Source organism: Nocardia sp. NPDC004654 (genome assembly GCF_040609595.1).
Taxonomy (GTDB): Bacteria; Actinomycetota; Actinomycetes; order Mycobacteriales; family Mycobacteriaceae; genus Nocardia.
Map to the genome: position 1 here is coordinate 658,403 of NZ_JBEXKI010000003.1, position 26,490 is coordinate 684,892.

Genomic DNA, 26,490 nt, shown 5'->3' on the forward strand with positions numbered 1-26,490 from the left:
TGATGGGCACCTGAGCGGCCGGACGCGGCGTCGAGGGTATTACGCGCCGTGATCCGGACCAAGATCAAGTCGCGGACCTGCGGCGACGGTCGCGCCGCCGCGCGTTCCCGCGCCGCACGAGCGAAATCTGTTGTCGCGCAGGAAGGGTTTCAGTCGCTGTCGCGCCAGGATCGGTCGCGCGCGTCCTCGCGCTCGTTGCGCGCCCGGACGATCTCCAGCGCGCGTTCGGCCGTGGCCTGGTCCGGATACGGGCCCATCCGGTCCCGGAACCAGCACTGGCGGCCCTTCTCGGCACGCTGGTGCTTCAAGCAGTAGTACCACCGTTCAGCCATGCCCCCAGCATCCCACCTCGCCGACCACCCGGCCCACGTTTCCGGACGGGACCGGGATACGCCAACGCCCGCGAAACGAAAAATCCCCCCGCCGGACCGGCGAGGGGATTGTGGTGGCCAGGGCCGGGATCGAACCGGCGACCTTCCGCTTTTCAGGCGGACGCTCGTACCAACTGAGCTACCTGGCCGCAGGCACCCGTTCCGAATGCCATACGCTAAACGCCGGATTGCTCCGGCGCTTATTTGCGACCCTGACGGGACTCGAACCCGCGACCTCCGCCGTGACAGGGCGGCGCGCTAACCAACTGCGCCACAGGGCCTTGCTCTGCTACCAACGGTCCGAAGACCGTACCCCCTACGGGATTCGAACCCGCGCTACCGCCTTGAAAGGGCGGCGTCCTAGGCCGCTAGACGAAGGGGGCTCGTCCCGGATTTCTCCGGACCGGCTTTTCAACGGGTATCCGTTGGGAGCTCGCATAGCTTATGACAGTCTCGCCGAGTTTCCCAAATCGGCTGGTCAGAGGCCCAGACCGAGCTCTTCCAGCCGTGCGGACGCGCGCCATCCGTCGACCCGGAACTTCGCGCCCCACTCCGGGGTGGACATCGCATCGACCACGACCTCGAGCACCTCCTGGAAGCGCGAGCGCAGATCGGTCGCGCCGCCCAGCAGATCGAGCATGTAGCGCTGCCCCGCGAGACCGGCCGCCAGCGTCCTGGTGAACCGGTCCGGATCGGCGTCGGCGCGCAGCTGTCCGTGCTCGATGGCGCGCACGGCCAGCACCCTGGTCGCACGGCCGAGGATGCGACCGCCGCCGGTTTGCACGTCGCGATAGAAGTCCGGCTCGATGATCAAGCGGTACTCCGCCTGCACGATGATGTCGTGCTCGAGCCGGAGCGCCATCTCGTCGATCATCCCGTGCAAGGTGTCCAGCGGGCCGAGATCCGTTCTGGCGAGCCAGCGTTCGGCCGAGGACCGATACCGCTCCACCGCCGTCTCCAGTACCGCGCGTGCCAGATCTTCCTTGGAATCGAAATGGAAGTACATCGCCCCCTTGGTCGCGCGCGATCCCTCCAATATGCGGTTGAGCGATGCAGCGGCATAGCCGCTCTTCCCGAACTCAACGGCGGCGGACCTGATAATCGCCGCACGTGTCCGGCGGGCCCGCTCTTGCTGCCGTGCCATGCTCGAAACGCCTCCGAAGCCTACTCGCCGCCAATCGGTGCCCCCCATAGGAACGAACCCTTGGCGCGAAGTTATGAGTTTTATCAATACTTCAAACCGGGTTTTCGCCCAGTTTCAAACTTTCGGTACGAAAACTTGCGAAAAACCTGAAACACACCAGCTGGTATAGTTTGCCTGCCCGGGTGCGCCGCAGGGGGTGCGCACCCGGGCAAACATCGTCTCGGATCAGCCTCCTGCGGCATCGACTCCTTGTTCGCCACGATCGGCCGTACCGTTCGTGACACGTTCGGGCACAACAACGATAAGCCGAATTCCAGTTCGCCGGGTGTGGCGGCGATTCTTCCGGAATTCACCAAGGCGTCACCGTACCCGGAAACTCCTTGCGACACGCGGCAAACCGAAGAGTCAGATAGCCGCCGGACTCGGATATCTGTTACAGCAAACATCTCGCAATCAGAATCGGGCATCGCCCCGATTACCGAATTCGGCAGCGTCGCAGGGCTGTTCACCCGACCCGACCGGCAGGCTCGACACCCGTCCGCCATCCGCGCGACCATCGCCCGCGCCGTCCACGCGCTCCCCCGAGCTTCGGTCTCCCGCCCTCTGCAAATCCAAAGTCCCTGGAAGCCAACATGATTGGATGATATCCAGTTCTACGCGGAATGAACAAAGCTGGGTGCCAAATGTTTACCGGCAGCATCGCCTCGCCCGCCTCCCTTGTTACCGCACGCGCCGCCACCACTCGAACCGCGCCGCCGACCGCCCGGCCCCACGCCCCCCGACCCACCCCCGCCCGGGTTGGGCGATACGGACCCCGCGCACTACACTTTCCCTTCGCGCCCCTATAGCTCAGTTGGTAGAGCTACGGACTTTTAATCCGCAGGTCGTAGGTTCGAGCCCTACTGGGGGCACACCGCCGCAGGCGCCCGGATCCATCCGGGCGCCTGCGGTTCTTTCTGTCCGGAGAAGGCCGAGGATGCCTCGGCTCTCGTCGGCACGTGGGGCAGATCCGCCCCGGCGTGGGGCGCGGTGCTGCCTCAACCGACGGAAAGGAAACGCCACTGCTGTATGTCGGCCCCGTTTTGGGGAAGCAGCGTGAGCTTCCATCCCCCCTGCCCGTTGGTAGGGGTGAGGGCCATGCCGTCGTAGACGATCGGCGATCGCTCGGAGTCACCGTCGATGGTCCACAGGAGGTCACTGAACCCGCACTCGGCCTGCCCGCCCTCCGACGGTTTGTCCAGCACGAGCGGCATGTTCGAGCCCTGGTTGAAGACCACGTAGACCCCGTCGCCGAGCCCATCGAACCGCCACTGCTGCCGCGGGCCGCCGTCGGCGAAGTCGACCATTCCCACGCTCGCCCCGTCGTCGCTGGTGACCGCCATCACGGATCCTGGGTCCGCGCAGTTGAATATCAGGTATATCCCGCTGAAAATCTCGGCCATGGTCTGCGTCCTCACTGTGTGAGCGCACCGCCACTGAGCTTCGAACTTCCCGGTGACGCCGCGCTGCTGTCGTAGTCGTAGGCGAATCTCCGAGTTCAGTAATCAGCATCGCATCAGGACCGGATTCCGGTGCCGAAATCACCTAGGGCAGGCGGCGGCCGAGACCGGTTGCTCGGCGCGGCGGTGCCTGAGCAGATCGGTTGCGGCACAGCGTCGAGCGGTCGCATAGCGCCTCCCAGCGCGGCGACGCAGGAGGACATCGCCACCCGGCGCTAACGCCGAAGGCCTCGCGACGATAGACCAGACGCTGCGGGCCGACGTGTCTTCTGTCACCGGACGCCAGGCTCGACGCGGCTTACACTCGGGGGGTGCGCCGAGCGTCAACGACGACGTATGAAGTGCATCACCGGGCGCCGATTCTCAGCTGGATGCGTTTCGCATCACACCTACGGTGCCGTAAGGTATGGCCGCATCAGCACGGTCTACCCGGGGGGACGACCTGCAAGCGTGCACGCACTCAATGAAGGGCTATTACATGGCAAGGGATCTGACTCAACTCGAGCTGCTCACGGAGTTGGAGCCGGTTGCCGAACAAAACGTCAACCGGCACCTCTCCTTGGCAAAGGAATGGCATCCCCACGACTACGTCCCGTGGGACGAGGGCCGCAACTTCGCGGCACTCGGGGGTGTCGACTGGGACCCGGAGCAGTCCCGATTGAGCGAGGTCGCCAAGGCGGCCATGATCACGAACCTGCTGACCGAGGACAACCTCCCCTCCTACCACCGCGAGATCGCCGAGAACTTCTCGCAGGACGGCGCGTGGGGCACCTGGGTGGGGCGCTGGACCGCCGAGGAGAACCGGCACGGCATCGTCATGCGTGACTACCTGGTGGTCACCCGCGGCGTCGACCCGGTCGCACTCGAAGAGGCCCGCATGGTCCACATGACCAACGGCTTCGCCTCTCCCACCGAGGCCGACGCCGGCTTCCTGCACTCGGTGGCCTACGTGACCTTCCAGGAACTCGCCACCCGCGTCTCGCACCGCAACACCGGCAAGGTCTGCGACGACCCGATCGCCGACCGCATGCTGCAGCGCGTCGCCGCCGACGAGAACCTGCACATGATCTTCTACCGCAACATGTGCGGTGCGGCCCTCGACCTGGCGCCCGACCAGACCCTCGAGGCCATCACGCTGATCCTGGAGAACTTCCAGATGCCCGGCGCGGGCATGCCCAACTTCCGCCGCAACGGCGTGCTGATGGCCAAGCACGGCATCTACGACCTGCGCCAGCACCTCGAGGACGTCGTGGAGCCGGTGCTGAAGAAGTGGAACATTTTCGAGCGCGACGACTTCACCCCGCGCGGCGAGGCCGTCCGCGAGCGGCTCGGCAACTTCCTGGAAAAGCTCGGCAAGGACGTCGTGAAGTTCGAGGAGCAGCGCGACCGCATGCTGGCTCGCGAAGCCAAGAAGCGCGAACTCGCAGGCGCCGCCGCGATCTGATCGCACGGTAAAAGCAAGCGCCGCCGCCGGAATCATTCCGGCGGCGGCGCGCTTTTGTCCGAACCGTATTCAGTTCAGCGGCAATGCGCCGTCGGTGCCGCCGACATCGGTGATCTTCCAATCGGAGTTCTCATCCAGCGTGACGTTGTAAGTCACCGTGGTTTGCGCGCCTTCCGGGCTCTGCGCATTCGTCGAACTCACGTTCACGAAGACATTCACCTTGTAGACGCCGTTGTCCTCGGAAACGACCTTCGCCGAAATGGGCGAGGCGGTGGACGTCCACTTCAGCGGGACCAGAATCTGCTCCAGCTTGGGCGCTGTGGCGTCGAATTTGTTCGCCAGCTGCGGAGTGGTGTTGGCCTTCAGCTTTCCGATCCACGCGTTGATGTCCTGATAATTCACCGTCGCCGCGCCGACCGCGTAATCGGTGGCGACCTGTTCGGCGCGGCGGTCCTCGGCGGCGCGCTGAGCTTGTTCGTCGAGATCGCTCTTGGCCGACCACCACAGCACGCCGAACAGCACGGTCAGCACGGCGAGGACGCCGACGGCCGCACCCCACAGCACCGACGTCACCGGGATGGAGAGCGTGGCGCCGGACTTCGGGGCGGGGGCGGGATCGTCCTTCTTGTCGAGACGCACGTCCGACGTGCTCGCACTCTGTTCCGGGGTGGCCTTGTCGTCGGCAGGCAATGGATACTCCGATGTCGTATTGATGATGCGTTCGCGCTATAACCGCCGGTCACGGTAGGCGTCACAGCAAGGTCGCCGATATCGCCGCTGATCGGGAGTGCGAGCGGCCGTGGTACGGCCCCCGCGATCCCACTGTCCCAGACTAAGGCGTCGAGCGCATTCGGCCGCGCGCGAGGTGCCGCCGAAGTTACCGTGGGGTTGGAGTTCATCGAGGGAGGCCATCATGGCTGCGGGCGTGGTTCTCGCTGGCAAGGTCGTGGCGATCACGGGTGGCGCCCGCGGGATCGGGCGGGCCACCGCCGAGGCGTTCCTGGCGGCGAAGGCCGCCGTGGCGATCGGGGACGTCGACGTCGAGCTGGTCGAGAAGACCGCGGCCGAGCTGGGCGCCGACCCGGACGCCAAGGTCGTCGGTCTGCCGCTGAACGTCACCGATCGCAACTCCTTCGCCGCCTTCCTCGACGCGGTGGAAGCTCAGCTCGGGCCGCTCGACGTCTTGGTGAACAACGCGGGGATCATGCCGACGGGGCTGTTCGCCGACGAGGACGAGGTGATGACCGAACGGATCATCGACGTCAACCTGCGCGGCGTCATCCACGGCAGTCGGCTGGCCACCGACCGATTCCTGGCGCGCGGCCACGGCCACCTGATCAACATCGCCTCGCTCGCCGGGACACAGGGCTTCCCCGGCCTCGCCACCTACAGCGCGACCAAGCACGCGGTGGTCGGCTTCACCTCGGCGCTGCACCTGGAGTTGAAGGAGCAGGGCGTGCAGGTGAGCGCGGTACTGCCCGGCATCGTGCGCACCGAACTCTCGGCGGGCGCGAACATGCCGAACTGGATCGAGCCGCTCACCACCGTCGACCCGGAACAGGTGGCCGCGGCGATCGTGGACACCGTGCGGCGGGCCCGTCCGCTGGTGACGGTGCCGCGCAGGCTGGCGGCCGTCATCAAGTCCACCCAGCTGATGCCCTACCGGGTGCAGCTGGCCGTGGCCAAGCTCACCGGCGCGACCACGGCGTATACGGAACCGGACCCGGCGATACGGGAGATCTACCACCGGCGACTGCGCGGGGAGTGAATCGGCGCACGTCACGCCACGGTGCCGCCGGGTCGGGCATGCCCTGATGAGACACTGGAACGCGTGACGATGACTACCGAGGCGCCGACGACGCTGCGGATCGGGCCGTATCCGGTCGACCCGCCGGTGGTGCTCGCGCCGATGGCGGGCATCACCAACCTCGCCTTCCGCAAGCTGTGCCGCGAGTTCGGCAGCTCCACCTCCATCTACGTGTGCGAGATGATCACCGCGCGCGCGGTGGTGGAGCGCAACGAGAAGACGCTGCACATGATGTCCTTCGACGAGGACGAGCACCCGCGCTCGATGCAGCTGTACGGCGTCGACCCGGCCACGCTGGGCGAGGCGGTGCGCATCATCGTCGGCGAGGGCTGGGCCGATCACATCGACATGAATCTCGGCTGCCCGGTGCCGAAGGTCACCCGGCTGGGCGGCGGGGCGGCACTGCCGTACAAGCGAGCGTTGTTCAGCAAGATCGTGCGCGCCATGGTCGCCGCCGCCGAACCAGCGGGTGTGCCGGTGACGGTCAAGTTCCGCATCGGCATCGACGACGAGCACCTCACCTACCTGGACGCGGGTCGCATCGCCGAGGCCGAGGGCGCCAAGGCGGTAGCGCTGCACGCGCGCACCGCGGCTCAGCGCTACTCCGGCCAGGCCGACTGGTCGGCCATCGCCCGGCTCAAGGAGGCGGTGACCACCATTCCGGTGCTCGGCAACGGCGACATCTTCTCCGCCGACGACGCGGTCCGCATGATGGCCGAGACGGGCTGCGACGGCGTCGTCGTCGGACGCGGCTGCCTCGGCAGGCCGTGGCTGTTCGCCGAACTGCAAGCGGCGCTGCGCGGCGAGGCACTGCCTGAGCCGCCGAATCTCGGACGCGTCGGCGAGGTGCTGCACCGGCACGGCGCGCTGCTGTCGGACCATCTCGGCGAAGAGAAGGCCATGCGCGATCTGCGCAAGCACATGGCCTGGTACCTCATGGGCTTCCCGGTCGGCGCGGATCTGCGCCGCGCCTTCGCCACCGTGTCCAGTCTCACCGAACTCGGCGACCTGATCGGCAAGCTCGACCCGACCGCGCCGTTCCCGAAAGACGCCGAAGGACCGCGCGGACGGCAGGGTTCGCCGGGCAAGGTCGCGCTGCCGCACGGCTGGCTCGACGATCCCGACGACCCGGCGGTGCCGACGGCGGCCGATGTGATGCACAGCGGAGGCTGATCGGAGGCGGCTCCGCCGTCGCGGTCACGGGCAAACCGACACACGTCGGAATCGTCCGAGGACCAGCTGTTTCACCAGTCTTTTCGCTACTATCCGGTTACCGATCAACAGCGAATTGGGATACGGCTTTGCGGCAATTCGATTTCGCTCCGGGCTGGCCCGCCGTGGCGGAATCGTTATCATTGGCGAAATCGGTCATGCTGGTCGAGCTCGGCGCCGGCGGGCAGCAAAGACGAAAAGCGAGGTTCGTTGGTGGGTGACGATCGGCACGGGCGCGCGCCACGGCCCGGAGGTCGCGCCCCGTGGGAGCACCATTCCACGGGTGAGAACACCGAACGAGATGGCGCACGCACGTCCCGCCGCTCCCGGCACGCCGATGCCGCGGCCGACTCCGGCTCCGCGCCGCTGACGGTCCAGGATCTGGTCGAGAAGGTCGACAACGAGCGCACCGGCCGCAGGCGCCGCGCCGACAACGCCGGCGGGCACCCGAGCCGCCGCGCCGAGACCGCGCCGGAGCACCCGGCCCGCGCCGCCGCACCGGCCCATCCCGCCGAGCCCCCGCGCCGCGCGCCCGAGAGCCCCGCCCCACATCAACGCCGCGCGCCGGAGGCTCCGCACCGCGGCACACACCAGGCTCCGCAGCACAAAGCACCGGCAGGTCCCCAGCGCGGCGTGCCGGAAGGTACACAGCGTGGCGCGCTCGAAGGTCCGCAGCGGGGCGCGGTCGATGGGACACAGCGCGGTGGGGCTCCACAACACAAAGCTCCCGAAGGTCCTCAGCGCGGCGCGCCGGAAGGACCGCAGCGCGGCGCGGCCAAGGCTCCGCAACGCAAAGCACCGGAGGGAACCCAGCGCGGTACCCCTCGAGCTCCCCGTGCCGTAGAAGGTGCCCAGCGCGGCGCTCCTGACGCTTCGCTGCGCAATGCCACGCAGGCACCCGCCCGCCGGGCCCCCGAAGCCGCGCCCACGCGGTCCGCGCCAGGCGCCAGCCCCGACGAGAAGCGCCGCGCGGCGGCCACACCGGCCCGGCAAGCGACGCAGCGCCGCGCTCCGTCCGCCGTCGTCGACGACATCACCGGCGCCACACCCGCCGCCCCGCCGCGGCGCGTCGCCGAACCGGCCGAGCCCGAAGAGGTCACGGACGTCCTACCGCCGCTCGACGAGCCGGAGAAGCCCGAGACCGCCACCACGAAATGGCCGACGACCGAGTCCGCCGCGGCCCCCGCCGCCAAGTCGGCCTCCAAGATCGCGGCGCCGCCCAAAGCCGTCGGCAGCCCGCCGCTGTCCCGGCTCGCCGCCTCGAAGCAGCGGCGCAACCGCCGGATGAAGACCGCGGGCCGGGCGGCCGCCACCCTGGTCGCGGTGCTGGTGCTGCTGATCACCGGCGGTGGCTGGAGCTACGTGCGTTCGACCACCAACAACTTCACTCAGGTCTCCGCCCTCGACGAGAACTCCGAGGACATCGTCGATTCCAACGCCCAGCTCGGCGACGAGAACTATCTGCTCGTCGGCAGCGACACCCGCGCGGGCGTCAACGGTCAACTAGGCGCGGGCACCCTGGACGACGCCGAGGGATCCCGCGCGGACACCACCATGCTCGTGCACATCCCGAAGGCCCGAAACCGAGTTGTCGTCGTGTCCTTTCCGCGCGACCTGGATGTGACAAGGCCGCAGTGCAAGGGGTGGGACAACGAGAAGGAGGCGTACACCAGCGAGACCTTCCCCTCCGCGATGGGCGACAAGCTCAACGCCGTCTACAACCTCGGCGGACCGAAGTGCCTCCTCACCACGATCCAGCGACTGACCGGCGCCTCGATCAATCACTTCATCGGCATCGACTTCGCCGGCTTCGAGACCATGGTCGACACGATCGATGGCGTCGAGGTCTGCGCGACCAAACCACTCGTCGACGATGTCCTCGGCACCATCCTGGAGAAGCCTGGCAAACAGCGCATCGACGGTGAGACGGCGCTGAACTACGTGCGCGCCAGGCACGTCTACGGTGAGGAACGCAGCGACTACGACCGCATCAACCGGCAGCAGCGCTTCCTGGCCTCGCTGCTGCGCGGCGCACTGTCCAGCAAGGTCCTCTTCGATCCGGGCAGGCTGAAGGACTTCATCGACGCGTTCAGCAAGCACACGTGGGTAGACGCGGTCGAACCCAACGACCTGCTGATGCTGGGACGTTCGCTGCAGAAGGTCGACGCGGGCGCGGTCACCTTCATCACCGTCCCGACCGCGGGCACCACGGCCTACGGCAACGAGATCCCCCGCGAGTCCGACATCAAGGCCATCTTCAAAGCCATCCGCGACGATCAGCCGTTGCCGGGCGAGAAGCCGACCGTGCACGACGATGCGCCGGCCAGCACCTCCGCCGCGCCGGAGCCGCCCAAGTACGTGGCAGTCGACCCCGGTACCGTCTCGCTGCTGGTGTCCAACGGCTCTGGGTACGACGGTCTCGCCCGCACAGCGGCCACCAAGCTGGACAACCAGGGCTTTTCGATCTACAACGTCACCAACTACGTCAACGGCACCTCCGCGACCACGAAGGTCCGCTACGGCGCCGGCCTCGAGGCCGCGGCGGCTACCGTGGCCACCGCGATCCCCGGCGCGACCATCGAAGCCACCGAGGACCTGGGCGGCATCGTCGAGGTCGTCATCGGAGCCGACTCGGCGAACGGCGTGACCGTCAAGGCGCCGACGCCGGTCGGTGACCAGATCACCAACGTCGTGACGAGCGCCTCGACGGATTCGACGCCTGCCGAACTGCCCTCGGACCTGGAACACGTCAACGCGGCCGACGAGATCTGCAAGTAGGTAATGCAGCGCAGCGCAGCGGTGACACGAGTCACTCTCGCTCGGGTCTGAAGCACATCGACATCGTCCGCCGGCGCGTTCGGTGTAGCTGCGCGGACGCCGAGGCACCGGCCATTCACCCTCCGTTGGTGACTTGGACAGCGCCGGGAACTAGTGTCTGGTTTTATGCGTGTCATCTACAACGAGCAAATGGCCGAGCTCGCCCACCTGCTGGGCGAGATGGCCGGTCTCGCGGGTACGGCCATGGACCGGGCCACCCAGTCGCTGCTACAGGCCGATCTGGCGCTCGCGGAGCAGGTGATCACCGAGTCCGACCGGATCGCAGAAATGATCACCGACGCCGAGGAGAAGGCGTTCGCGCTCCTCGCGCTGCAGGCTCCGGTCGCGGGCGACCTACGCCAGGTGGTCAGCGCCATCCAGATCGTGCAAGACGTGAACCGGATGGGCGCGCTGGCCCTGCACGTCGCCAAGGTCACCCGCAGGCGTCACCCGAACCACGCGCTGCCGGAATCGGTGAACGGCTATTTCGCCGAGATGGGCCGCATCGCGGTGAACATGGGCGCGGGAGCCAAAGAGGTGCTGGAGACGCGTGACCCCGAGCGCGCCGCGCAGCTCAACCAGGACGACGAGGCGATGGACGACCTGCATCGCCACCTGTTCACCCTGTTGATGGACCGGGACTGGAAGTACGGCGTCGCCGCGGCGGTGGACGTCACCCTGCTGGGCCGCTACTACGAGCGTTTCGCCGACCACGCGGTGGAGATCGGCCGCCGGGTCATCTTCCTCGTCACCGGCGTGCTCCCCGCGGACCCCGACACCGAAGCGTAGAACGCGCCGCCCGACGCGCACTGCTGCCGGGCAACAGCAGAGGGCACGCGCGGATCGCGAGCACTTCTCGGCCCCGGCGAAACACGCCGGGGCCGAGTTGTATGCAGCACGAGGACGCCTACCGCCGACGGTCGGCGGGGCGTGCCGACCGGGACAGACAAGGGATCCTCGGCCGGGATAGGTGCGACGCCGCACAGCCGCGCGAACACCGCTTCGGAGAACGGCCGCAAGGCCTGCCCAACGAGTTGAGCAGGCCTTGCGATGCCAATCGCCAAAATTAGGCGAGGCGTGATCAGGAAGTGGTTACCCGAAGCGACCGGAGATGTAGTCCTCCGTCGCCTTCTGGCCGGGGTTGGAGAAGATCTTCTCGGTGTCGTCGATCTCGATCAGCTTGCCCGGCTTGCCCTGCGCCTCCAGGTTGAAGAAGCCGGTCTGGTCGCTCACGCGCGCGGCCTGCTGCATGTTGTGCGTGACGATGACGATCGTGAATTCCTTCTTCAGCTCGGTGATCAGGTCCTCGATCGCGAGCGTGGAGATCGGGTCCAGCGCCGAACACGGCTCGTCCATCAGCAGCACGTCGGGCGAGACCGCGATGGCGCGGGCGATGCACAGACGCTGCTGCTGACCGCCGGACAGGCCGCCGCCCGGCTTGTCGAGGCGGTCCTTGACCTCGTTCCAGAGGTTGGCGCCGCGCAGCGAGCGCTCGGCGACCTCGTCGAGCTCCTTCTTGTTGCGCACGCCCTGCAGCTTCAGCCCGGCCACCACGTTGTCGCGAATCGACATGGTGGGGAACGGGTTCGGCCGCTGGAACACCATGCCGATGGTGCGGCGCACGCCGACCGGGTCGACGGTGGCGCCGTAGATGTCCTCGCCGTCGAGCAGCACGGCGCCCTCGACGCGGGCGCTCGGGGTCACCTCGTGCATGCGGTTCAGCGAACGAAGCACGGTGGACTTACCGCAGCCGGACGGGCCGATGAAAGCGGTCACGCTGCGCGGCAACACGGTGAGCGAGACATCGGCGACCGCGTGGAACTTGCCGTAGTAGATGTTCAGGTCTTTGACGTCGATGCGCTTGGCCATCTGAATATCCGTTCGCTTCTATCGGTTCCGCGTGAGCAGCTTGTTGACGCCCGCCGCCGCCAGGTACAGCAGCGCGATGAGCAGAATCAGCGTGAGCGCCGCGCCCCAGACTCGTTCGCGGCCCGCCGCTTCGGGGTTGGCCAGCTCTTGGTAGATCAGCAGCGGCAGCGAGGCCATGTTGCCGTCGAAGAGGTTGGTGTTGATCGACTTCGCGTAGCCGACCAGCACGAGCACCGGCGCGGTCTCGCCCATGACGCGGGCGAGAGCGAGCAGGGTGCCGCTGATCATGCCGGGCGCGGCGGTCGGGATGACGATCCGCACGATCGTCTTCCACTTGGGGATGCCGAGGGCGTAGGAGGCCTCGCGCAACTCGTCCGGCACCAGCTTCAGCATTTCCTCGGTGCTGCGCACCACCACGGGCAACATCAGCAGCACCAGCGCCAGCGACACCGCGAAGGCGCTCTGCGGCGCGCCGAGCGTGGCGATCCACAGCGCGAAGATGAACAGCGCCGCGACGATCGACGGCACGCCGGCCAGGATGTCGACCATGAATGTGGTGACCTTGGCGAGCCTGCCTCGTCCGTACTCGACCAGGTAGACCGCGGCCATGATGCCCAGCGGCACGGCGATGATCGCCGCGACCGCCGACTGGACGATGGTGCCGTAGATCGCGTGGTAGACACCGCCGCCGAACTGATCGGGCAGGATGCCCTTCTGGGACTTCTGCCACCAGTCGACGGAGGCGATCGCGCCGATGCCCTTGCTGATCACCATCCACAGCACCCAGCCGAGCGGCACGAGCGCGATGGCGAAGCAGGCGGTGACCAGGCCGGTGGCGAGGTGGTTCTTCACCCGCCGCGCCGGGCTCACGTGCCGGAAGGTCGGGGCCTTGACCGGCTGGTCGAACTTCGTCAGCGTTGTCATCAGCCGTTCACCTTTCCGCCTGCCGCGAGCCGGGCCAGCGCGTTGACCACGAAGGTCAAGGCGAACAGCACGAAGCCCGCGGCGATGTAGGCGCCGGTCGGCAGCGGCGAACTGAATTCCGATGCCGCCGAAGCGATCTTGGAGGCGAAGGTGTAGCCGCCGTCGAACAGCGACCAGCCACCCGCCTGTGCCGAGGTGCGCAGCACGACCAGTACCGCGATGGTCTCGCCGAGCGCGCGGCCGAGGCCGAGCATCGAGCCCGCGATCACACCACTGCGCCCGTAGGGCAGCACGGTCATCCGCACGACTTCCCACTTGGTCGCGCCGAGCGCCTGGGCGGCCTCGATGTGCGAGACCGGGGTGAGGTTGAAGACCTCACGCGAGACCGACGTGATGATCGGCAGGATCATCACCGCGAGCACCACGCCCGCGGTGAAGATCGTGCCGCCGCCGGAGATCGAGACGTTGCCGTCGTCGAAAAGGAAGAACCAGCCGAGGTTCTCGTTCAGGAAGCGCTGCACCGGCTCCAGCTCCGGCGCGAGCACCAGGAAACCCCACAGACCGAAGACGATCGACGGCACCGCGGCGAGCAGGTCGACCAGCATCGCGAACGGGCGGGCCAACCCTTTCGGCGCGTAGTGGGTCAGGAACAGCGCGATGCCGACGCCGATCGGCACCGCGATCACCAGCGCGAAGACCGAGCTCAGCACCGTGACCATGAGCAGGTCACGGATGCCGAACCGCAGGTTGTCCGCGTTGCTGGTGCTGAACTCCGTGCTGGTGAAGAAGTTCACCTGGTCGGCCCTGAGCGAAGGTACCGCGCGAATCAGTAGGAACAGCGCGATCAACGCGATGGAAGCGACGATGATCGCGCCCGCGGCCGTCGCGAGCGAGCGGAATACGACCTCGGCGCGTTGGCTGTGGGGCGGACGGCTCTTCACCGGGGCCGGCTCGGTGTTCGTATCACTCGGCATCTGCGCAGTATCTCCAGCCGCCGACGGGCCCGTCGAATCCGACGAGCCCGGGGCGGTCACCTCAGGGTGCACGGTCATGGTTGTGCGATCAGGAGATGGCGTTGATCGCGGTGGTCAGGCGGGTCTTGAACTGCTCGGGGATCGGGATGTACCCGCCCTCGTCCAGGCCCTTCTGGCCGTTGGTGACGGCCGAGGTCAGGAACGCCTTGACAGCCTCGCCGACGGCGGCGTCGCTGTACTTCGAGCAGACGATCTCGTAGGTCGCCATCATGATCGGGTACGAGCCCGCGGCGGTCGGCTTGTAGAACGAGCTGGTGTCGAGGACCAGGTCGTTGCCCTCGCCCTTGATCTTCACGCCGTCGATGGCCTTGCCCGCGGTCTCGACCGACAGCTTCACCGGGTCCTTACCGGCGGAGGTGACGATCTGCGCGACGGAGAGGTTCTGCGACTTGGCGAAGGACCACTCGTTGTAGGTGATCGAGTTCTTGGTGCTCTTGATCGCGGCCGAGGTGCCCTCGTTGCCCTTGGCGCCCTCACCGACGCCGCCGTTGAAGGTCTTGCCCGCGCCCTTGCCCCACGCGCCGTCGGAGGCGGCGTCCAGGTAGAGCTGGAAGTTGTCGGTGGTGCCCGACTCGTCGGAGCGGAAGATCACGGCGATCTTCTCCGAGGGGAGCTTGGCGTTCGGGTTGAGCGCCTTGATCTCAGGCGCGTCCCAGGTGGTGACGGAGCCGTTGAACACCTTGGCGGCGGTCGGGCCGTCGAGCACCAGGTCGGTCACGCCGTCGATGTTGTAGGTGATCGCGATCGGGCCGAAGACGGTCGGCAGGTTCCATGCCGGGGCGCCGCAGCGCTCCTGAGCCTTGGCCGGCTCTTCCTTCTTCGAGCTGAGCGGGGAGTCGGAGCCGCCGAAATCGGTCTGGCCGCCGATGAACTCGTTGACGCCCGCGCCGGAGCCGCTGGAGGTGTAGTTCAGGGTGTAGCCGTCGCAGTTCGCCTCGTAGGCGGCGATGAAGCGCTCCATCGCGTTCTTCTGCGAGGACGCGCCACTGGCCTTCAGCGACTTCTTGCCGCCGCAGGCGACGCTGGTGTTGGCGGCGTTGCTCGGGTCGCCGGTGGTGTTGTCGTCGCTGCCACAGGCGGCAAGGGGCATGGCGACGGCGGCCAGCACACCGACCAGGGCGCTGCTGCGCTTGAGATTCACTATTCCTCCGGGAATCGCGTCCGACACGCCCGGTCCCTCACCGGCCCGGGCGGGTGTTGTGGTGCTGTTCGCGGGGAACTCGCGCACCAGGCAGCGGCTGCACTGCCCTTAAGTAACGTAAAGTCGCCCGGTTGACAGTTGGACCAAGCTGAGTGAACGCGAGGTGAACACACCGGCGCGATTGCGTCTGTTTTGTGTGACATTTGCCGCAGCTTTACTGGACAGCCCCGACAGGTCACTTTCGCGCCATGCGCCGTTCGGGATTCGGCCGAATTGCGTCAGGCGCCCGACCCGCTTCGCGATCGGCGACGAGCCGTTCGATCCATCAGGTCCGGTCGGATGCCGGCACCGCGTAGGCGACGTCGACGTGGGCGGTGGTGAAGCCGAGGCGGGTGTAGGTGTGGACGGCGGCGGTGTTGTCGGCTTCCGTGTACAGCAGGACCTCCGGGAGGCCGCGGTCGCGCAAGTGGTGCAGGCCCGCGAGGGTGAGGAGGCGGCCGAGGCCGCGGCCTTGGGCGGCGGGATCGATGCCGACGATGTAGACCTCGCCGACCGGCGGATTCTCCTCGTGGTGCACCTTGGTCCAGTGGAAGCCGAGAACGCGCGAGGGATCGTCGGCGGCGGTGGCGATGAACAGGCCTTTCGGGTCGAACCACGGTTCGGCGCGGCGCATTTCGATATCGCGCTCGGTCCAGCCGCCCTGCTCGGGATGCCAGTGGAAGGCGGCATTGTTGACACGCAGCAGTTCGGCGTCGTCGGCGGGGCCGGAGTAGGTGCGCAGCACGATGTCGTCCGGCACCGTCAATTCGGGTAGCTCGGGCGTTGCCAGCGGGCGGCGCATCTGCCACAACTCGCGCGCGGTCACCAGGCCCAGCCGCGCCGCGACCGCCTTGGCCGCGGGCCGATCGCCGTGCGCCCACACCCGCGCCCCCGCCCCGCCTGCCGCCAGCGCGGCCCGCACGAGTTCGGTTCCGACACCGCTCCCCCGTGCCTCCGTATCCACGGCCGCTTCCGCCATCGCAGGGTGCTGACCGTGCGCCGCAACGAGATTGGCGTATCCGACGATCGCGCCCGCCCGCTCGGCGAGCAGATGTCGCGCAGCACCCTTTTCGTGCAGCGAGAGCACGGCCTGCTCGGAGACGGGGGCGACACCGTCTGCGGAGGTCGCCCGCCCGAGCAATTCGCGCACCGCCAGCGCGGTGCCGTCATCCAGCTCGTCGGCCCATCGCACGTCGACCACAACTACCCCTCTCCGATCCGACGCCACCCAGGATGCCATCGCGCGCGGAGCCAGCTCGACCCCGCGTCGACCGAAGGCGCCCCGAGCCGGTCTCACCCACTGAGGGTGACATTCGGTCCACCGCGTGGACTACTGCACCGAACCGTTGACCGGCGTCAGGGCGGAGTCGTCGCCCTCGCTGTCGTCGTCGGGGAACGTGACGGGCTCGCCCTTGGCGGCGGTGCGGGCAGGGCGGACCGCCTTGTAGCCGACATTGCGGACCGTGCCGATGAGCGATTCGTATTCGCTGCCGAGCTTGGCGCGCAGGCGGCGGACGTGCACGTCGACGGTGCGGGTGCCGCCGAAGAAGTCGTAGCCCCACACCTCTTGCAGCAGCTGGGCGCGGGTGAACACCCGGCCCGCGTGCTGGGCGAGGTACTTGAGGAGTTCGAACTCCTTGTAGGTGAGGTCGAGCGGGCGCCCGCGCAACCGGGCCGTGTAGGTGCCCTCATCGATGACGAGCTCGCCGAGGGTGATCTTGCCGGTGTTCTCGGGGCTCGCCACACCGCCGTTGCGGCCGACGAGCAGGCGCAGCCGGGCGTCCAGTTCGGCGGGGCCGGTGCCGGGCAGCAAGATGTCGTCCAGACCCCAGTCCGCGTTCACCGCGACCAGGCCGCCCTCGGTGAGCACCGCGACGACCGGCACCGACGAGCCGGTGCTGCCGAGCAGGCGGCAGAGTCCGCGCGCGGCGGCGAGGTCGGTGCGGGCGTCGACCAGCGCGACATCGGCGGTACCCGCCTCCAACAGCGACGCCACCTCGGTCGGGGCGGGCCGTACGTTGTGCGCGAGCAGCGCGAGCGACGGCAACACCGACTCGGGGTTGGGGTCGGAGGTCAGCAGGAGCAGCTCCACAAGCCCTCCTCCCATCTCGTAGCGCCGGGGCAACAGCAGCGTTGCCGAAAGCCACATCGCTAATCCATAGGTAATCGAGTGCAAGATTAGCGCGTCGACCCCGATGACCTCGCCATCCGGGTGACCGGTGAGACCGTCGCGACCCGCGCGGCGCCACCGCATTACTGTTCATGGCATGCGCAAGCTGATCATCGGACTGCTGTGTCTCGCGGGTTTGGCGGTCGTCGTCGATTTCGGCGCCGCCGCCTACACCGAGTACCGCGTCTCGCGCACCCTGCGCGAGGGAGCCGATCTCAGCGCCGACCCCGAGGTGACCATTCACGGCTTCCCGTTCCTCGGCCAAGCCCTCGACGGTCGGTACCAGAACATCGTGATCCGCGCGGCCGTCGTCCGCCCCGACATTCCCGGCGAGATCTCGGTGGACGCGACGCTCACCGGCGTGCATGTGAGCATGAGCGACCTGGACGACGGCAACGTGCGCAAGGTGCCGGTGGAGAAGGTCCAGGCGGCGATGCGCATCGAACCGGTCGAACTCGGTCGCCTCTTCAATATCCCCGACCTGCAAGTGCATTCGCGCCCAGCGGACAAATCGGACGGAACGGGCGGCTCCGGTGGCACCGGCATGACGACCGAGGGCGCGCTGGTGCTCACCGGCACGCTGCCCGGCAGCACCGCGCAGCCCGGCAAGTCCGGCGCGCAGAACGGTGACAAGGTCGCGGTGCAGGCCGAGCTGACGCTCGACGACGACCAGGTCAAGATCGTCGCCACCGGCTTCTATCGCAGCAGCGACACCGACCTCACCACCACGGCCATCGTCCCCGAAGCCGATCGCCCCGCCGTCCTCGCGCGCTTCACGCGCACTATCGATACGAAGGACCTGCCCTTCGGCGTGCGCCCGACGAAGGTGTTCGCGCTGGGCGGGCAGATCCTGGTCGAGGGCAAAGGAGAGAACGTGACGATCGACCTGGACCGACTGCAGAGACCATGACCGAAATCACACTGCTCGCACTCGTTCTGATCACCGCGCTCGCCGTCGGGCTGGCGCTGCGCGGCCGCCACGGCAAGCTGCGGGCCGCCACTCCCGCCGCCGATGCCGACTCCGCGCGCGCCGATCTGCTCGCCGCGGTGGGAGTAACCGGTTCGGGTCCGGCGGTGCTGCACTTCTCCGCCGACTGGTGCGGACCGTGCGCCGCGGTTCGCCGGGTGGTTGCTGGAGTCGCTACGGATCTGGCGGAGACCCCGCGCCCGCCGCAGGACATCGAGGTCGACATCGACGCCGAGCCCGCGCTGGCCAAGGAGCTGAACGTACTGTCGCTGCCGACGACGTTCGTCTTCGATATCGAGGGCAAGGAGCGCTTCCGTATTTCGGGCGTGCCGAAGGCGGGCGATCTCCGCTCCGCGTTGGCCCCCTTGACGGGGCAAAACCAGTCCTGACGCCGCCGGATGGCGACTGTGACGTACCCCGGGTCCAATTCTCCGTCCCAATTGGGTAAACTGCCTCTCGTGCAAGCCAACCACGAGCTGATGCTCACCCGACGCCGCACAGTTGATCTGTGTCGCCTCGGTGGTTGTTGCTGCCTGTGCCGCTGATCGGTCGGCTTTCCAGTCTTTCCTGACGCCGACCGCTGCCCGCCGCGCGAGTGATCTCACGATCCCCCGGCGAACTGGCAACTTTCCAGCCAATCAACGCATTCAGCGCAGGAGTACGCACAATGTCCACCGAAACCCGGAACACTTCCGGATCCCGAGCCATTCCCCCAGCGATCGACCGCGTCGACGTGCGCGGCCCGCGTTTCGCCGCCTGGGTCACCACCGCCGTTCTCGTCCTGGTTCTGGTTGCCGCGGCCGTCTCGCCCGTCGCCGCTGGCGTCCTGATCGCGCTGCAGGCGGTCGTCTTCGCGATCGGCGCGGCCGCCGGTCCGCGCAAGCACCCGTACGGCCGGATCTTCGCCGCCTTCCTCGCGCCGCGCCTCGCTCCCACCAGCGAGACCGAGCCGACGCCGCCGATGCGATTCGCGCAGCTGCTCGGCTTCGTGTTCGCGGCCGTCAGCCTGCTGGGCTTCGCGCTCGGCTCCACAGTCGTCGGCGCGGTGTTCGCCGGCTTTGCCCTGTTCGCGGCGTTCCTGAACGCGGCGTTCGGGATCTGCCTGGGCTGCCAGATCTATCCGCTGGTTGCCCGCCTCCGCCGGAACAGAGTCCACGGCGCCGTCCGCGGGCCCTCCGTGGTCACGCAGGCTTCCGCCTCCGGGCCTGACGCTCCCACCGCGGTCTCGGCACCGAACTGACCCTGCAAGTCATATCTGAAAGGAACACAATGGCTCGCTCCGATGTCCTGGTCTCCGTTGACTGGGCCGAAGAGAACCTCAACGCCCCCGGCGTCGTCTTCGTCGAGGTCGATGAGGACACCTCCGCCTACGACGGCGGACACATCGAGGGCGCCGTCCGGCTCGATTGGAAGAAGGACCTGCAGGATCAGGTTCGTCGTGACTTCGTGAACCAGGAGCAGTTCTCCGATCTGCTCTCGGCGCGCGGCATCTCGAACGACGACGAGGTTGTCCTCTACGGCGGCAACAACAACTGGTTCGCCGCCTACGCCTACTGGTACTTCAAGCTGTACGGCCACAACAACGTCAAGCTGCTCGACGGCGGCCGCAAGAAGTGGGAGCTGGACGGTCGTCCGCTGTCCACCGAGGCCGTGAACCGTCCCGCCACCCAGTACAAGGCCGCCGCGCCGGACCTGACGATCCGCGCGTTCCGCGACGAGGTCATCGCCGCCATCGGCACCAAGAACCTGGTCGACGTGCGTTCGCCTGACGAGTTCTCCGGCAAGATCCTCGCTCCCGCGCACCTGCCGCAGGAGCAGAGCCAGCGTCCCGGCCACATCCCGGGCGCCATCAACGTGCCGTGGAGCAAGGCGGCCAACGAGGACGGCACCTTCAAGTCCGACGCCGAGCTCACCGAGATCTACAAGGAAGCCGGTCTGGACGGCGAGAAGGACACCATCGCCTACTGCCGCATCGGCGAGCGTTCCTCGCACACCTGGTTCGTGCTGCAGGAGCTGCTCGGCCACCAGAACGTCAAGAACTACGACGGGAGCTGGACCGAGTACGGCTCCCTCGTCGGTGCACCGATCGAGTTGGGAGCGTAATCAACATGTGTGCAGCACCTACCCAGGGTCAGGCCATCCCCGCAGGCGTCGACGTGGAGAAGGAGACGGTCATCACCGGCCGCGTCCTGAGCACCGACGGTCAGCCGGTCGGCGGCGCGTTCGTGCGGCTGCTCGACGGCAACGGTGACTTCACCGCCGAGGTCGTCGCCTCCGGCACCGGTGACTTCCGCTTCTTCGCGGCTCCGGGCTCGTGGACCGTGCGTGCGCTGTCGTCCGCGGGCAACGGCTCGGCGGAGGTCCGCCCCGAGGGCGCCGGCATCCACGCCGTGGACGTCGCGGTCGCCAAGTAAGGCACGTCGAACACCAACGGCCCCGGCGCTTCCCTTCGCGGAAGCTCCGGGGCCGTTGTGTTGCCCGGAAGTGGCGCTCGTTAGACTCCGAGACGTGGTCCTCTTCTTCGAAATTCTGCTGGTCCTGGTGTCCGTGCTGATCGGCTGGTTCGGTCTGTACGTCTTCTACCGGCTGTTCACGGAATCATGAGCGACCTCGCGAGCGAAGGTTCCAATTCGGCCGAGCGAGCGAGTGAACAGATGAACGGCAGCGCTCCCGCCGGGAACCCCGAGCGGGGTGACGACGTGGTCCGCCGCAGCGGCGACCAGGCCGTGGCCGAGGCCGCCGAGCGCGCGAAATCGACCGGCGCCCGCAACATTCCGGTGCTGCCGGACCTGCCGCTGCCCGAGGACACCGCGAACCTGCGGCTCGGTCCCGATCTGAGCGCCTCCATGCTGGCCCTGCTGCCCATGGTCGGCGTGTGGCGCGGTGAAGGCGAGGGCAACGACCCCGAGCGCGGGGACTACCGCTTCGGTCAGCAGATCGTCGTCTCGCACGACGGCGGCGACTACCTCTCCTGGGACTCCCGTTCCTGGATCATCGAGGACGACGGCGGCTACGGCGGACCCGATCTCCGCGAAAGCGGATTCTGGCGAGTCGGCATCGACGGCAACGACGAGGTCATCGAGCTCCTGCTCACGCACAGCTCCGGCATCGTCGAACTCTTCTACGGCACCGCGCTCACCCAGTCCTCCTGGGAGTTGGCCACCGACGTGGTGATCCGCAGCCAGTCCGGCGTCGTCGTCGGCGGAGCCAAGCGCCTCTACGGCATCATCGAGGGCGGCGACCTCGCCTACGTCGAAGAACGCGTCGTCGCCGACGGCCCCCTCGAACCCCGCCTCTCCGCCCGCCTCCAGCGTTACATCGGCTGAACCGGCCCGGACGATCTCCCCGGCCGTGGTCGGCGGCCCGCCGGTCGTCGTCAGAGGTCGGAGCCGCCGATCTGCGGCGATCCACGCGGCGTATGGACGCGATACTCGGCGTCCGAGACGTCACCGAGGCGGCGGGCTCAGCCCCGTTGCCCGATCGTCGTCAGGTCGATGTCGATCGGGAACGGCACGCTGATCTTCAGCCGGTCATGGAAGATCCCGGTGGGGACATAACGACGCGTGGCTGGGTCGATCTCGTAGACGTACACAACAACAGTGCCGTCTCCCTGCTCGGTCCGCCAGTAGTGCGGAATCCCAGCGTTGGCGTACTTCATCGGCTTTGTTTCGCGGTCACGCTCTTCAGAGTCCGGTGAGACCACTTCGATAGCCAAGACAAGGTCCTCGGCGAAGTAATAGGTGTCCGGGTCCGCTCGGTTCATTGCTTCGAGCGTCACCACGATGACGTCCGGCTCCGGCATCTGGCGTTTCCCGAGCTTGACTGCCATCTCACGGTCGGCCCGGAGATGCGGAGGTGCCTGTAGAGCCAGTTCCGTCCGGAAGAGGTCGACTACCTGCCGGTGCCACTTCCGCTGCGGGCTAACGAAGATGAGACTCCCATCAATCAGCTCGGTGTGCTTCGGGAGGCCGCGCATCCGCAGGAACTCCTCGACAGTGAAACCGTTGGCAGGCGGAATCACCCAATCGGGAAGCGGCTCAACGGTCATTCGCCCAGCGTAGAGTCCCGAGGCAACAATCGTCACCATAAACGGAACGACCCCCGAGCCGTACCCGGCGGGTTCGAGAACCTGCGCGGGTCCCGGTCGGACAAGACCGGGGGCTCGGGGGTCGGGTGACTGCCTGGTATTCGCTCGGCGCCTCGCGCGGGCGGATACCACCTGCAGCGGTGGCGCTAGCGGACAGCCACCTCACGTGTCCTGGAATTACTCATTCTTCGAACCACCTCCTTCCTGTGTACTGACGAAATTAGCGAAGGATCGGCAGGTCGGCAATGGATTTTCGCGCGGGGCGGAATCGGCCGGATATTCGACCGTGACCTGGGCTGATACGTCGACGTGGACGACCGCGTCGGCGCGGTGCCCGTCCGGCAGCTGATGTGTGACGACCACCACTGTCCGGTCCGAGTCGACCAGTCCGCTCGCGGGGTCGAGCAGGGCCCGGAGCAGGTCGGCGCCGTCCTGGGCCTCGAGGTGTTCGGTGGGCTCGTCGAGCAGCAGGACACGGGCCGGTGCGAGCAGCGCGCGGGCCAGCAGGAGGCGGCGGCGCTGTCCGCCGGAGACCGCGGCCGCCCCGCCGACCAGCTCGGTATGAATACCGTCCGCGAGTGAATCCAGCCAGTCGCCCAGACCGACCGCGCGCAGTACCTTCTCGGCCTCGGCTTCGGTGATATCGCCGCGAGCGACCCGCAGGTTCTCCAGAACGCTTGTGCCGAACAGATGCGCGTCCTCGGCGAAGAAGGTGGTGTCGGGCCGAGGGGTGTCGAACAGCCCGGCCCACGACATGAGCAGCGTGGTCTTGCCCGCACCGCTCGGACCGACGACCGCGATGCGGCGTCCGGCGGGCAGCTCGGGCAGCTGGTGCGGCAGGCCGGACTCCCGGCGCGGGTCGGCGGCTTCGGCGGCCGAGAGCCTGCGCAGCGCGGCCCGCGCGGTGGTGATGGCCTGCGCGGCGGCCGGTAGGGGTCCGACCGCTTCGAAGGCGGAGAGCGGCAGCAGCACGAGGATGGTGAGCGCCATGGGCGTCATGGCGCCGGGCGCGCCGCCGTTCGGGCCGTAGATCGCGATGCCGATGAGCAGGGCGCCGAGCACGCTGGCCCCGATGGCGAGCGGCGTCGCAGCGGCGGCCGAAGCGGTGTGGGACGCGGCCTTGTCCTCGGCGGCGACCGCGCGGTCACCCGCCTTCTTCGCCGCGGCCAGCGCCGCGTCGAGTCGTCCGGCGACGCGCAGTTCGGCCGCGTGGTCCAGCACGGTGAGCGCCTGCGCGGTGAATTCGGCGCGGTCGGCGCGCACCGCGGTCTCGGCCTCCCGCGCGGCGCGCGCCGAGAGCCAGGGCGCGAGAATGCCCGAAACCCCGAGCGCCACGGCGAGAATCACCGCCGCCGCGACGGAGATCGTGGCCAGCAGTCCGATCGCGGCGAACGCCAGCACGATGGCGACCACGATCGGCACCAGCGCCCGCACCACGACCGCACCGAGATCGTCGATATCGCTGCCGATCCGGACCAGCAGATCACCGCGTCGCAACCGCGCCGCGCTCCGCGGCTCGGTCTCGGTATCGCGCGCCCGGCGCAACCACACGTCCGAGCCCGCCAGGGTGCGGTAGACGCTCGTGCGCGCGATGGTCATCGACCGCAGCGCGACGTCGTGCGTCGCAAGCCGTTCCAGATACCGGCACAGTCCGCGCGAAATACCGAGCGCCCGCACCGAGACCACCGCGACGCTCAAATCCAGCACCGGCGGCATCTGCCACGCCCGCGCGATCAACCACGCCGCCAGCGCCGCCAGCCCGAGCCCACTGCCGAGCGCCAGCACGCCCCACCCGACCGCCACCGCGACCCGCCACGGGGAGAGTTCCAGCAGGCCCCACATCCGGCGAAAGTCGCCGCTGATCGACCCGCCCGCAGGACGTTGGTCTTCTTTGCTCACGCCGGGATCGGTGAATGCGGCCCCGGCGTGCACATCCGCAGCGCTCATGATCCGCTCACCGTCCGATCGAAGACCGAGGCTCGCACGGACACAACGTGGTCGGCGGCGGCCAGGATCGCGGGGCGGTGGCCGATGACGACGACCGTGGCGCCGTCGCGGGCTTTGGCGCGGAGGGCGGCGAGGACCGCGGACTCGCTCGCGGAGTCGAGGTGGGCGGTCGGCTCGTCGAGCAGGAGTACGGGGCGGTCGGCGGCGAGCACCCTGGTCAGCGCGAGGCGCTGGCGTTGGCCGAGGGACAAGCCGGTGCCGCCCGCGCCGACGACGGTGTCCCAGCGCTGTGGCAACTCGTCCAGCACAGCGTCGAATCCGGTAGCGGCGCAGGACGCTTCGAGGACCGCCCCGCGATCCGAATCGTCGGCGGCCCGCGCGCCCAGCAGTTCCAGGTTCTCCCGCAACGTGCCTGGCACGAGCACCGGCCGCTGCGGCAGCCAAGCAACCCGCGCCCACCACGCTTCGGGGTCCAGCTCGCGCACATCGGTTCCGTCGACCAGCACGCACCCGTCCTCCGGCCGCACGAGACCGAGCATCGCGAGGAACGCCGTCGATTTGCCGCTCCCATTGGGCCCGGTCAGCACGGTCACGGTCCCCGGACGCAGCGCGGCCGAGAGCCCATGCGGCGCCAAACCGTCCCGCGCCCGCACACCGAGTTCGCGAATCTCGATGCGGCCGAGCGGCTCCGGTCGCGCCGCACCGCGTCCGGCCCCTTCGGCTCCGGCACCCTCGACCGCGCCGGGCGATCCGCTCTCGGATCCCGCCATCTCAGCGCTTTCGTCCGCACCGACAGCCGCCTCCGACCGGTCGGGCACCTCCCCCGGCTCGAGAATCGCGAATGCCTTGTCCGCCGCCGCCATCCCGTCCTGCGCCGCGTGGAACCGCTCCCCCACCATCCGTAGCGGCAGGTACACCTCCGGCGCGAGAATCAGCGCGACAAGCCCGGCGTACAAATCCATCCCGCCGTAGACCAACCGCAACCCGATCGACACCGCGATCAGCGCCACGCTGAGCGTCGCGAGCAACTCCAGCACCATCGAGGACAGGAACGCGATCCGCAAAGCGCGCATCGTGCGCGAACGCAACGCGTCACCGAGATCGCGCACCCGGTGCGCCATAGTGCGAGCCCGCGCCGCATCACCGCCCGCACGATCCGTATTCGCCGCCGATCCCGTGCCTTGCCCGCCTTGGCCCACGGCGACGTCCGCATCCCGTGCCGTCGCCGATCCTGCGCCCTGAGGCGCCTGGGCGGCCGAGCCACTTCCCACCCGAGCGGCACCAGCACCTCGCTCCCGTACGGAGCCGGACCGGGCGGCATTCGCGCCCTGCTCGAAACCGGACCGCTCGGCAGCGCTTCCTTCCCTCCCCAACGCGCGCAACGTCGGCATGCCCGCGAACAAATCCAGCAACTGATCCGACAGCCGAGTCGTCGCCTCCAGCGTCGCCGCCGCACGTCCCTGCGTCAGCCACCCGATCAGCACCATGAAGATCGGAATGAGCGGCAACGTCACCACCGCGATCCCCCCGGACACCGGATCGTGCATCGCGATGACCGCCAACACGATCGGCGGCACGAGCACCGCCAGCAACAGCGCGGGCAGGTAACCGCTCAGATAGCCGCGCAACCCCGACAGACCGGTCCCGACCACCACCGCGAGTTCGGTTCTCCGGCTCTCCAATTCGCGCGGCGACAGCCGTGCACCGGCCGCGAGCACCGCCGCCTCCAGCTCCGCGACCACACCCGCCCCGGCCCGATGCGCCACCCTGGCTTGCACCCAGCTCGCCGCCACTCGTGCGGCAACGGACGCGGCCAGCACCGCGAGTTCGGTTGTCCACGAGCCGAACCCGCGCGCGCCAGGATCGGTGATGACTCCGGCCAGCACCCGAGCCAGCGTCACCGCGGTGACCACGATCGACGCGGTGATCACCACGGAGAGCCCGACGCTCAGCACCAGATACCGGCGTGCCGAGCGGGCATACCGCCACAGGCGCGGGTCGACGGGCGGACGTGCCAT

Annotated in this window: 24 protein-coding genes and 4 tRNA genes; 12 read left to right on the forward strand and 16 right to left on the reverse strand. The window is 68.2% G+C overall.

Features of this window, described 5'->3' with window-relative positions:
- Window positions 1-149: 149 nt before the first annotated feature.
- The 5 genes from ABZV58_RS12815 to ABZV58_RS12835 form a co-directional block, all read right to left on the reverse strand.
- On the reverse strand, window positions 150-332 hold the full coding sequence (locus ABZV58_RS12815) for a hypothetical protein (RefSeq protein ID WP_355000290.1): 183 nt from the start codon (window positions 330-332) through the stop codon (window positions 150-152).
- Between the two features lie 111 nt (window positions 333-443).
- Window positions 444-520: transfer RNA gene (locus ABZV58_RS12820), tRNA-Phe, on the reverse strand.
- A gap of 58 nt (window positions 521-578) precedes the next feature.
- Window positions 579-652: transfer RNA gene (locus ABZV58_RS12825), tRNA-Asp, on the reverse strand.
- Between the two features lie 29 nt (window positions 653-681).
- Window positions 682-754, reverse strand: a tRNA-Glu gene (locus tag ABZV58_RS12830).
- Between the two features lie 95 nt (window positions 755-849).
- Window positions 850-1,515 carry a TetR/AcrR family transcriptional regulator gene (locus ABZV58_RS12835; RefSeq protein WP_355000291.1) on the reverse strand — a complete coding sequence of 222 codons (666 nt, stop codon included), beginning with the start codon at window positions 1,513-1,515 and terminating at the stop codon, window positions 850-852.
- An 838-nt stretch (window positions 1,516-2,353) separates the two neighbouring features.
- Here ABZV58_RS12835 and ABZV58_RS12840 point away from each other — a divergent pair.
- Window positions 2,354-2,426 (forward strand) — tRNA-Lys (locus ABZV58_RS12840).
- A 126-nt stretch (window positions 2,427-2,552) separates the two neighbouring features.
- Here the strand turns inward: ABZV58_RS12840 and ABZV58_RS12845 are convergent.
- Window positions 2,553-2,957 carry a hypothetical protein gene (locus ABZV58_RS12845; RefSeq protein WP_355000292.1) on the reverse strand — a complete coding sequence of 135 codons (405 nt, stop codon included), beginning with the start codon at window positions 2,955-2,957 and terminating at the stop codon, window positions 2,553-2,555.
- Window positions 2,958-3,492: 535 nt separating this feature from the next.
- Here ABZV58_RS12845 and ABZV58_RS12850 point away from each other — a divergent pair.
- A complete protein-coding gene (locus tag ABZV58_RS12850) occupies window positions 3,493-4,458 on the forward strand; it encodes an acyl-ACP desaturase (protein WP_355000293.1) in 966 nt (321 codons plus the stop codon).
- A gap of 69 nt (window positions 4,459-4,527) precedes the next feature.
- Here the strand turns inward: ABZV58_RS12850 and ABZV58_RS12855 are convergent, their stop codons facing one another.
- Complete coding sequence (locus tag ABZV58_RS12855; protein ID WP_355000550.1) at window positions 4,528-5,097, reverse strand: hypothetical protein; 570 nt, start codon at window positions 5,095-5,097, stop codon at window positions 4,528-4,530.
- 286 nt (window positions 5,098-5,383) lie between these two features.
- On the opposite strand from ABZV58_RS12855, the gene ABZV58_RS12860 reads away from it, so the two are divergent.
- From ABZV58_RS12860 to phoU, 4 genes are all read left to right on the forward strand, one after another.
- The gene (locus ABZV58_RS12860) at window positions 5,384-6,226 is read left to right on the forward strand and encodes an SDR family oxidoreductase (RefSeq protein WP_355000551.1); all 843 of its coding nucleotides are present in this window, start codon (window positions 5,384-5,386) and stop codon (window positions 6,224-6,226) included.
- 69 nt (window positions 6,227-6,295) lie between these two features.
- Window positions 6,296-7,438 (forward strand): tRNA dihydrouridine synthase DusB, encoded by a 1,143-nt coding sequence (dusB, locus tag ABZV58_RS12865; protein ID WP_067790445.1) that lies wholly within the window; start codon window positions 6,296-6,298, stop codon window positions 7,436-7,438.
- Between the two features lie 252 nt (window positions 7,439-7,690).
- On the forward strand, window positions 7,691-10,255 hold the full coding sequence (locus ABZV58_RS12870; RefSeq protein WP_355000294.1) for an LCP family protein: 2,565 nt from the start codon (window positions 7,691-7,693) through the stop codon (window positions 10,253-10,255).
- 165 nt (window positions 10,256-10,420) lie between these two features.
- A complete protein-coding gene (gene phoU, locus ABZV58_RS12875; protein WP_355000295.1) occupies window positions 10,421-11,083 on the forward strand; it encodes a phosphate signaling complex protein PhoU in 663 nt (220 codons plus the stop codon).
- Between the two features lie 303 nt (window positions 11,084-11,386).
- On the opposite strand, the gene pstB is transcribed toward phoU, so the two are convergent.
- From pstB to ABZV58_RS12905, 6 genes are all read right to left on the reverse strand, one after another.
- Window positions 11,387-12,163, reverse strand: a complete 777-nt coding sequence (gene pstB, locus ABZV58_RS12880; protein WP_067790438.1) for a phosphate ABC transporter ATP-binding protein PstB — start codon at window positions 12,161-12,163, stop codon at window positions 11,387-11,389.
- Between the two features lie 18 nt (window positions 12,164-12,181).
- Window positions 12,182-13,087 (reverse strand): phosphate ABC transporter permease PstA, encoded by a 906-nt coding sequence (pstA, locus tag ABZV58_RS12885; protein ID WP_355000296.1) that lies wholly within the window; start codon window positions 13,085-13,087, stop codon window positions 12,182-12,184.
- A complete protein-coding gene (gene pstC / locus ABZV58_RS12890) occupies window positions 13,087-14,061 on the reverse strand; it encodes a phosphate ABC transporter permease subunit PstC (protein WP_355000297.1) in 975 nt (324 codons plus the stop codon). Before pstC ends, pstA begins: the two co-directional genes overlap by 1 nt.
- Window positions 14,062-14,149: 88 nt before the next feature.
- Window positions 14,150-15,262: a phosphate ABC transporter substrate-binding protein PstS gene (pstS, locus tag ABZV58_RS12895; RefSeq protein WP_355000298.1), complete on the reverse strand. Its 1,113-nt coding sequence runs from the start codon at window positions 15,260-15,262 to the stop codon at window positions 14,150-14,152.
- A gap of 325 nt (window positions 15,263-15,587) precedes the next feature.
- The gene (gene mshD / locus ABZV58_RS12900; RefSeq protein WP_355000552.1) at window positions 15,588-16,541 is read right to left on the reverse strand and encodes a mycothiol synthase; all 954 of its coding nucleotides are present in this window, start codon (window positions 16,539-16,541) and stop codon (window positions 15,588-15,590) included.
- A 90-nt stretch (window positions 16,542-16,631) separates the two neighbouring features.
- Window positions 16,632-17,393, reverse strand: a complete 762-nt coding sequence (locus ABZV58_RS12905; protein WP_355000299.1) for a response regulator transcription factor — start codon at window positions 17,391-17,393, stop codon at window positions 16,632-16,634.
- Window positions 17,394-17,568: 175 nt separating this feature from the next.
- Between ABZV58_RS12905 and ABZV58_RS12910 the strand changes: the two genes are divergently transcribed.
- From ABZV58_RS12910 to ABZV58_RS12935, 6 genes are all read left to right on the forward strand, one after another.
- On the forward strand, window positions 17,569-18,381 hold the full coding sequence (locus ABZV58_RS12910; protein ID WP_355000300.1) for an LmeA family phospholipid-binding protein: 813 nt from the start codon (window positions 17,569-17,571) through the stop codon (window positions 18,379-18,381).
- Entirely contained in the window at window positions 18,378-18,827 is a 450-nt protein-coding gene (locus ABZV58_RS12915) for a thioredoxin family protein (protein ID WP_355000301.1), read from the forward strand. Before ABZV58_RS12910 ends, ABZV58_RS12915 begins: the two co-directional genes overlap by 4 nt.
- Before the next feature lie 278 nt (window positions 18,828-19,105).
- Window positions 19,106-19,678, forward strand: coding sequence for a DUF4395 domain-containing protein (locus ABZV58_RS12920; protein ID WP_355000302.1), 573 nt, complete (start codon window positions 19,106-19,108; stop codon window positions 19,676-19,678).
- 29 nt (window positions 19,679-19,707) lie between these two features.
- The gene (locus ABZV58_RS12925; RefSeq protein ID WP_355000303.1) at window positions 19,708-20,541 is read left to right on the forward strand and encodes a sulfurtransferase; all 834 of its coding nucleotides are present in this window, start codon (window positions 19,708-19,710) and stop codon (window positions 20,539-20,541) included.
- A 5-nt stretch (window positions 20,542-20,546) separates the two neighbouring features.
- Window positions 20,547-20,852, forward strand: a complete 306-nt coding sequence (locus ABZV58_RS12930) for a DUF1416 domain-containing protein (RefSeq protein WP_063023277.1) — start codon at window positions 20,547-20,549, stop codon at window positions 20,850-20,852.
- Between the two features lie 186 nt (window positions 20,853-21,038).
- Window positions 21,039-21,764 (forward strand): FABP family protein, encoded by a 726-nt coding sequence (locus ABZV58_RS12935; protein ID WP_355000304.1) that lies wholly within the window; start codon window positions 21,039-21,041, stop codon window positions 21,762-21,764.
- Between the two features lie 137 nt (window positions 21,765-21,901).
- Here the strand turns inward: ABZV58_RS12935 and ABZV58_RS12940 are convergent, their stop codons facing one another.
- The 3 genes from ABZV58_RS12940 to ABZV58_RS12950 form a co-directional block, all read right to left on the reverse strand.
- Window positions 21,902-22,486: a Uma2 family endonuclease gene (locus tag ABZV58_RS12940; protein ID WP_355000305.1), complete on the reverse strand. Its 585-nt coding sequence runs from the start codon at window positions 22,484-22,486 to the stop codon at window positions 21,902-21,904.
- 216 nt (window positions 22,487-22,702) lie between these two features.
- Entirely contained in the window at window positions 22,703-24,367 is a 1,665-nt protein-coding gene (locus ABZV58_RS12945; RefSeq protein ID WP_355000553.1) for an ATP-binding cassette domain-containing protein, read from the reverse strand.
- Between the two features lie 101 nt (window positions 24,368-24,468).
- Window positions 24,469-26,490, reverse strand: coding sequence for an ATP-binding cassette domain-containing protein (locus ABZV58_RS12950; protein ID WP_355000306.1), 2,022 nt, complete (start codon window positions 26,488-26,490; stop codon window positions 24,469-24,471).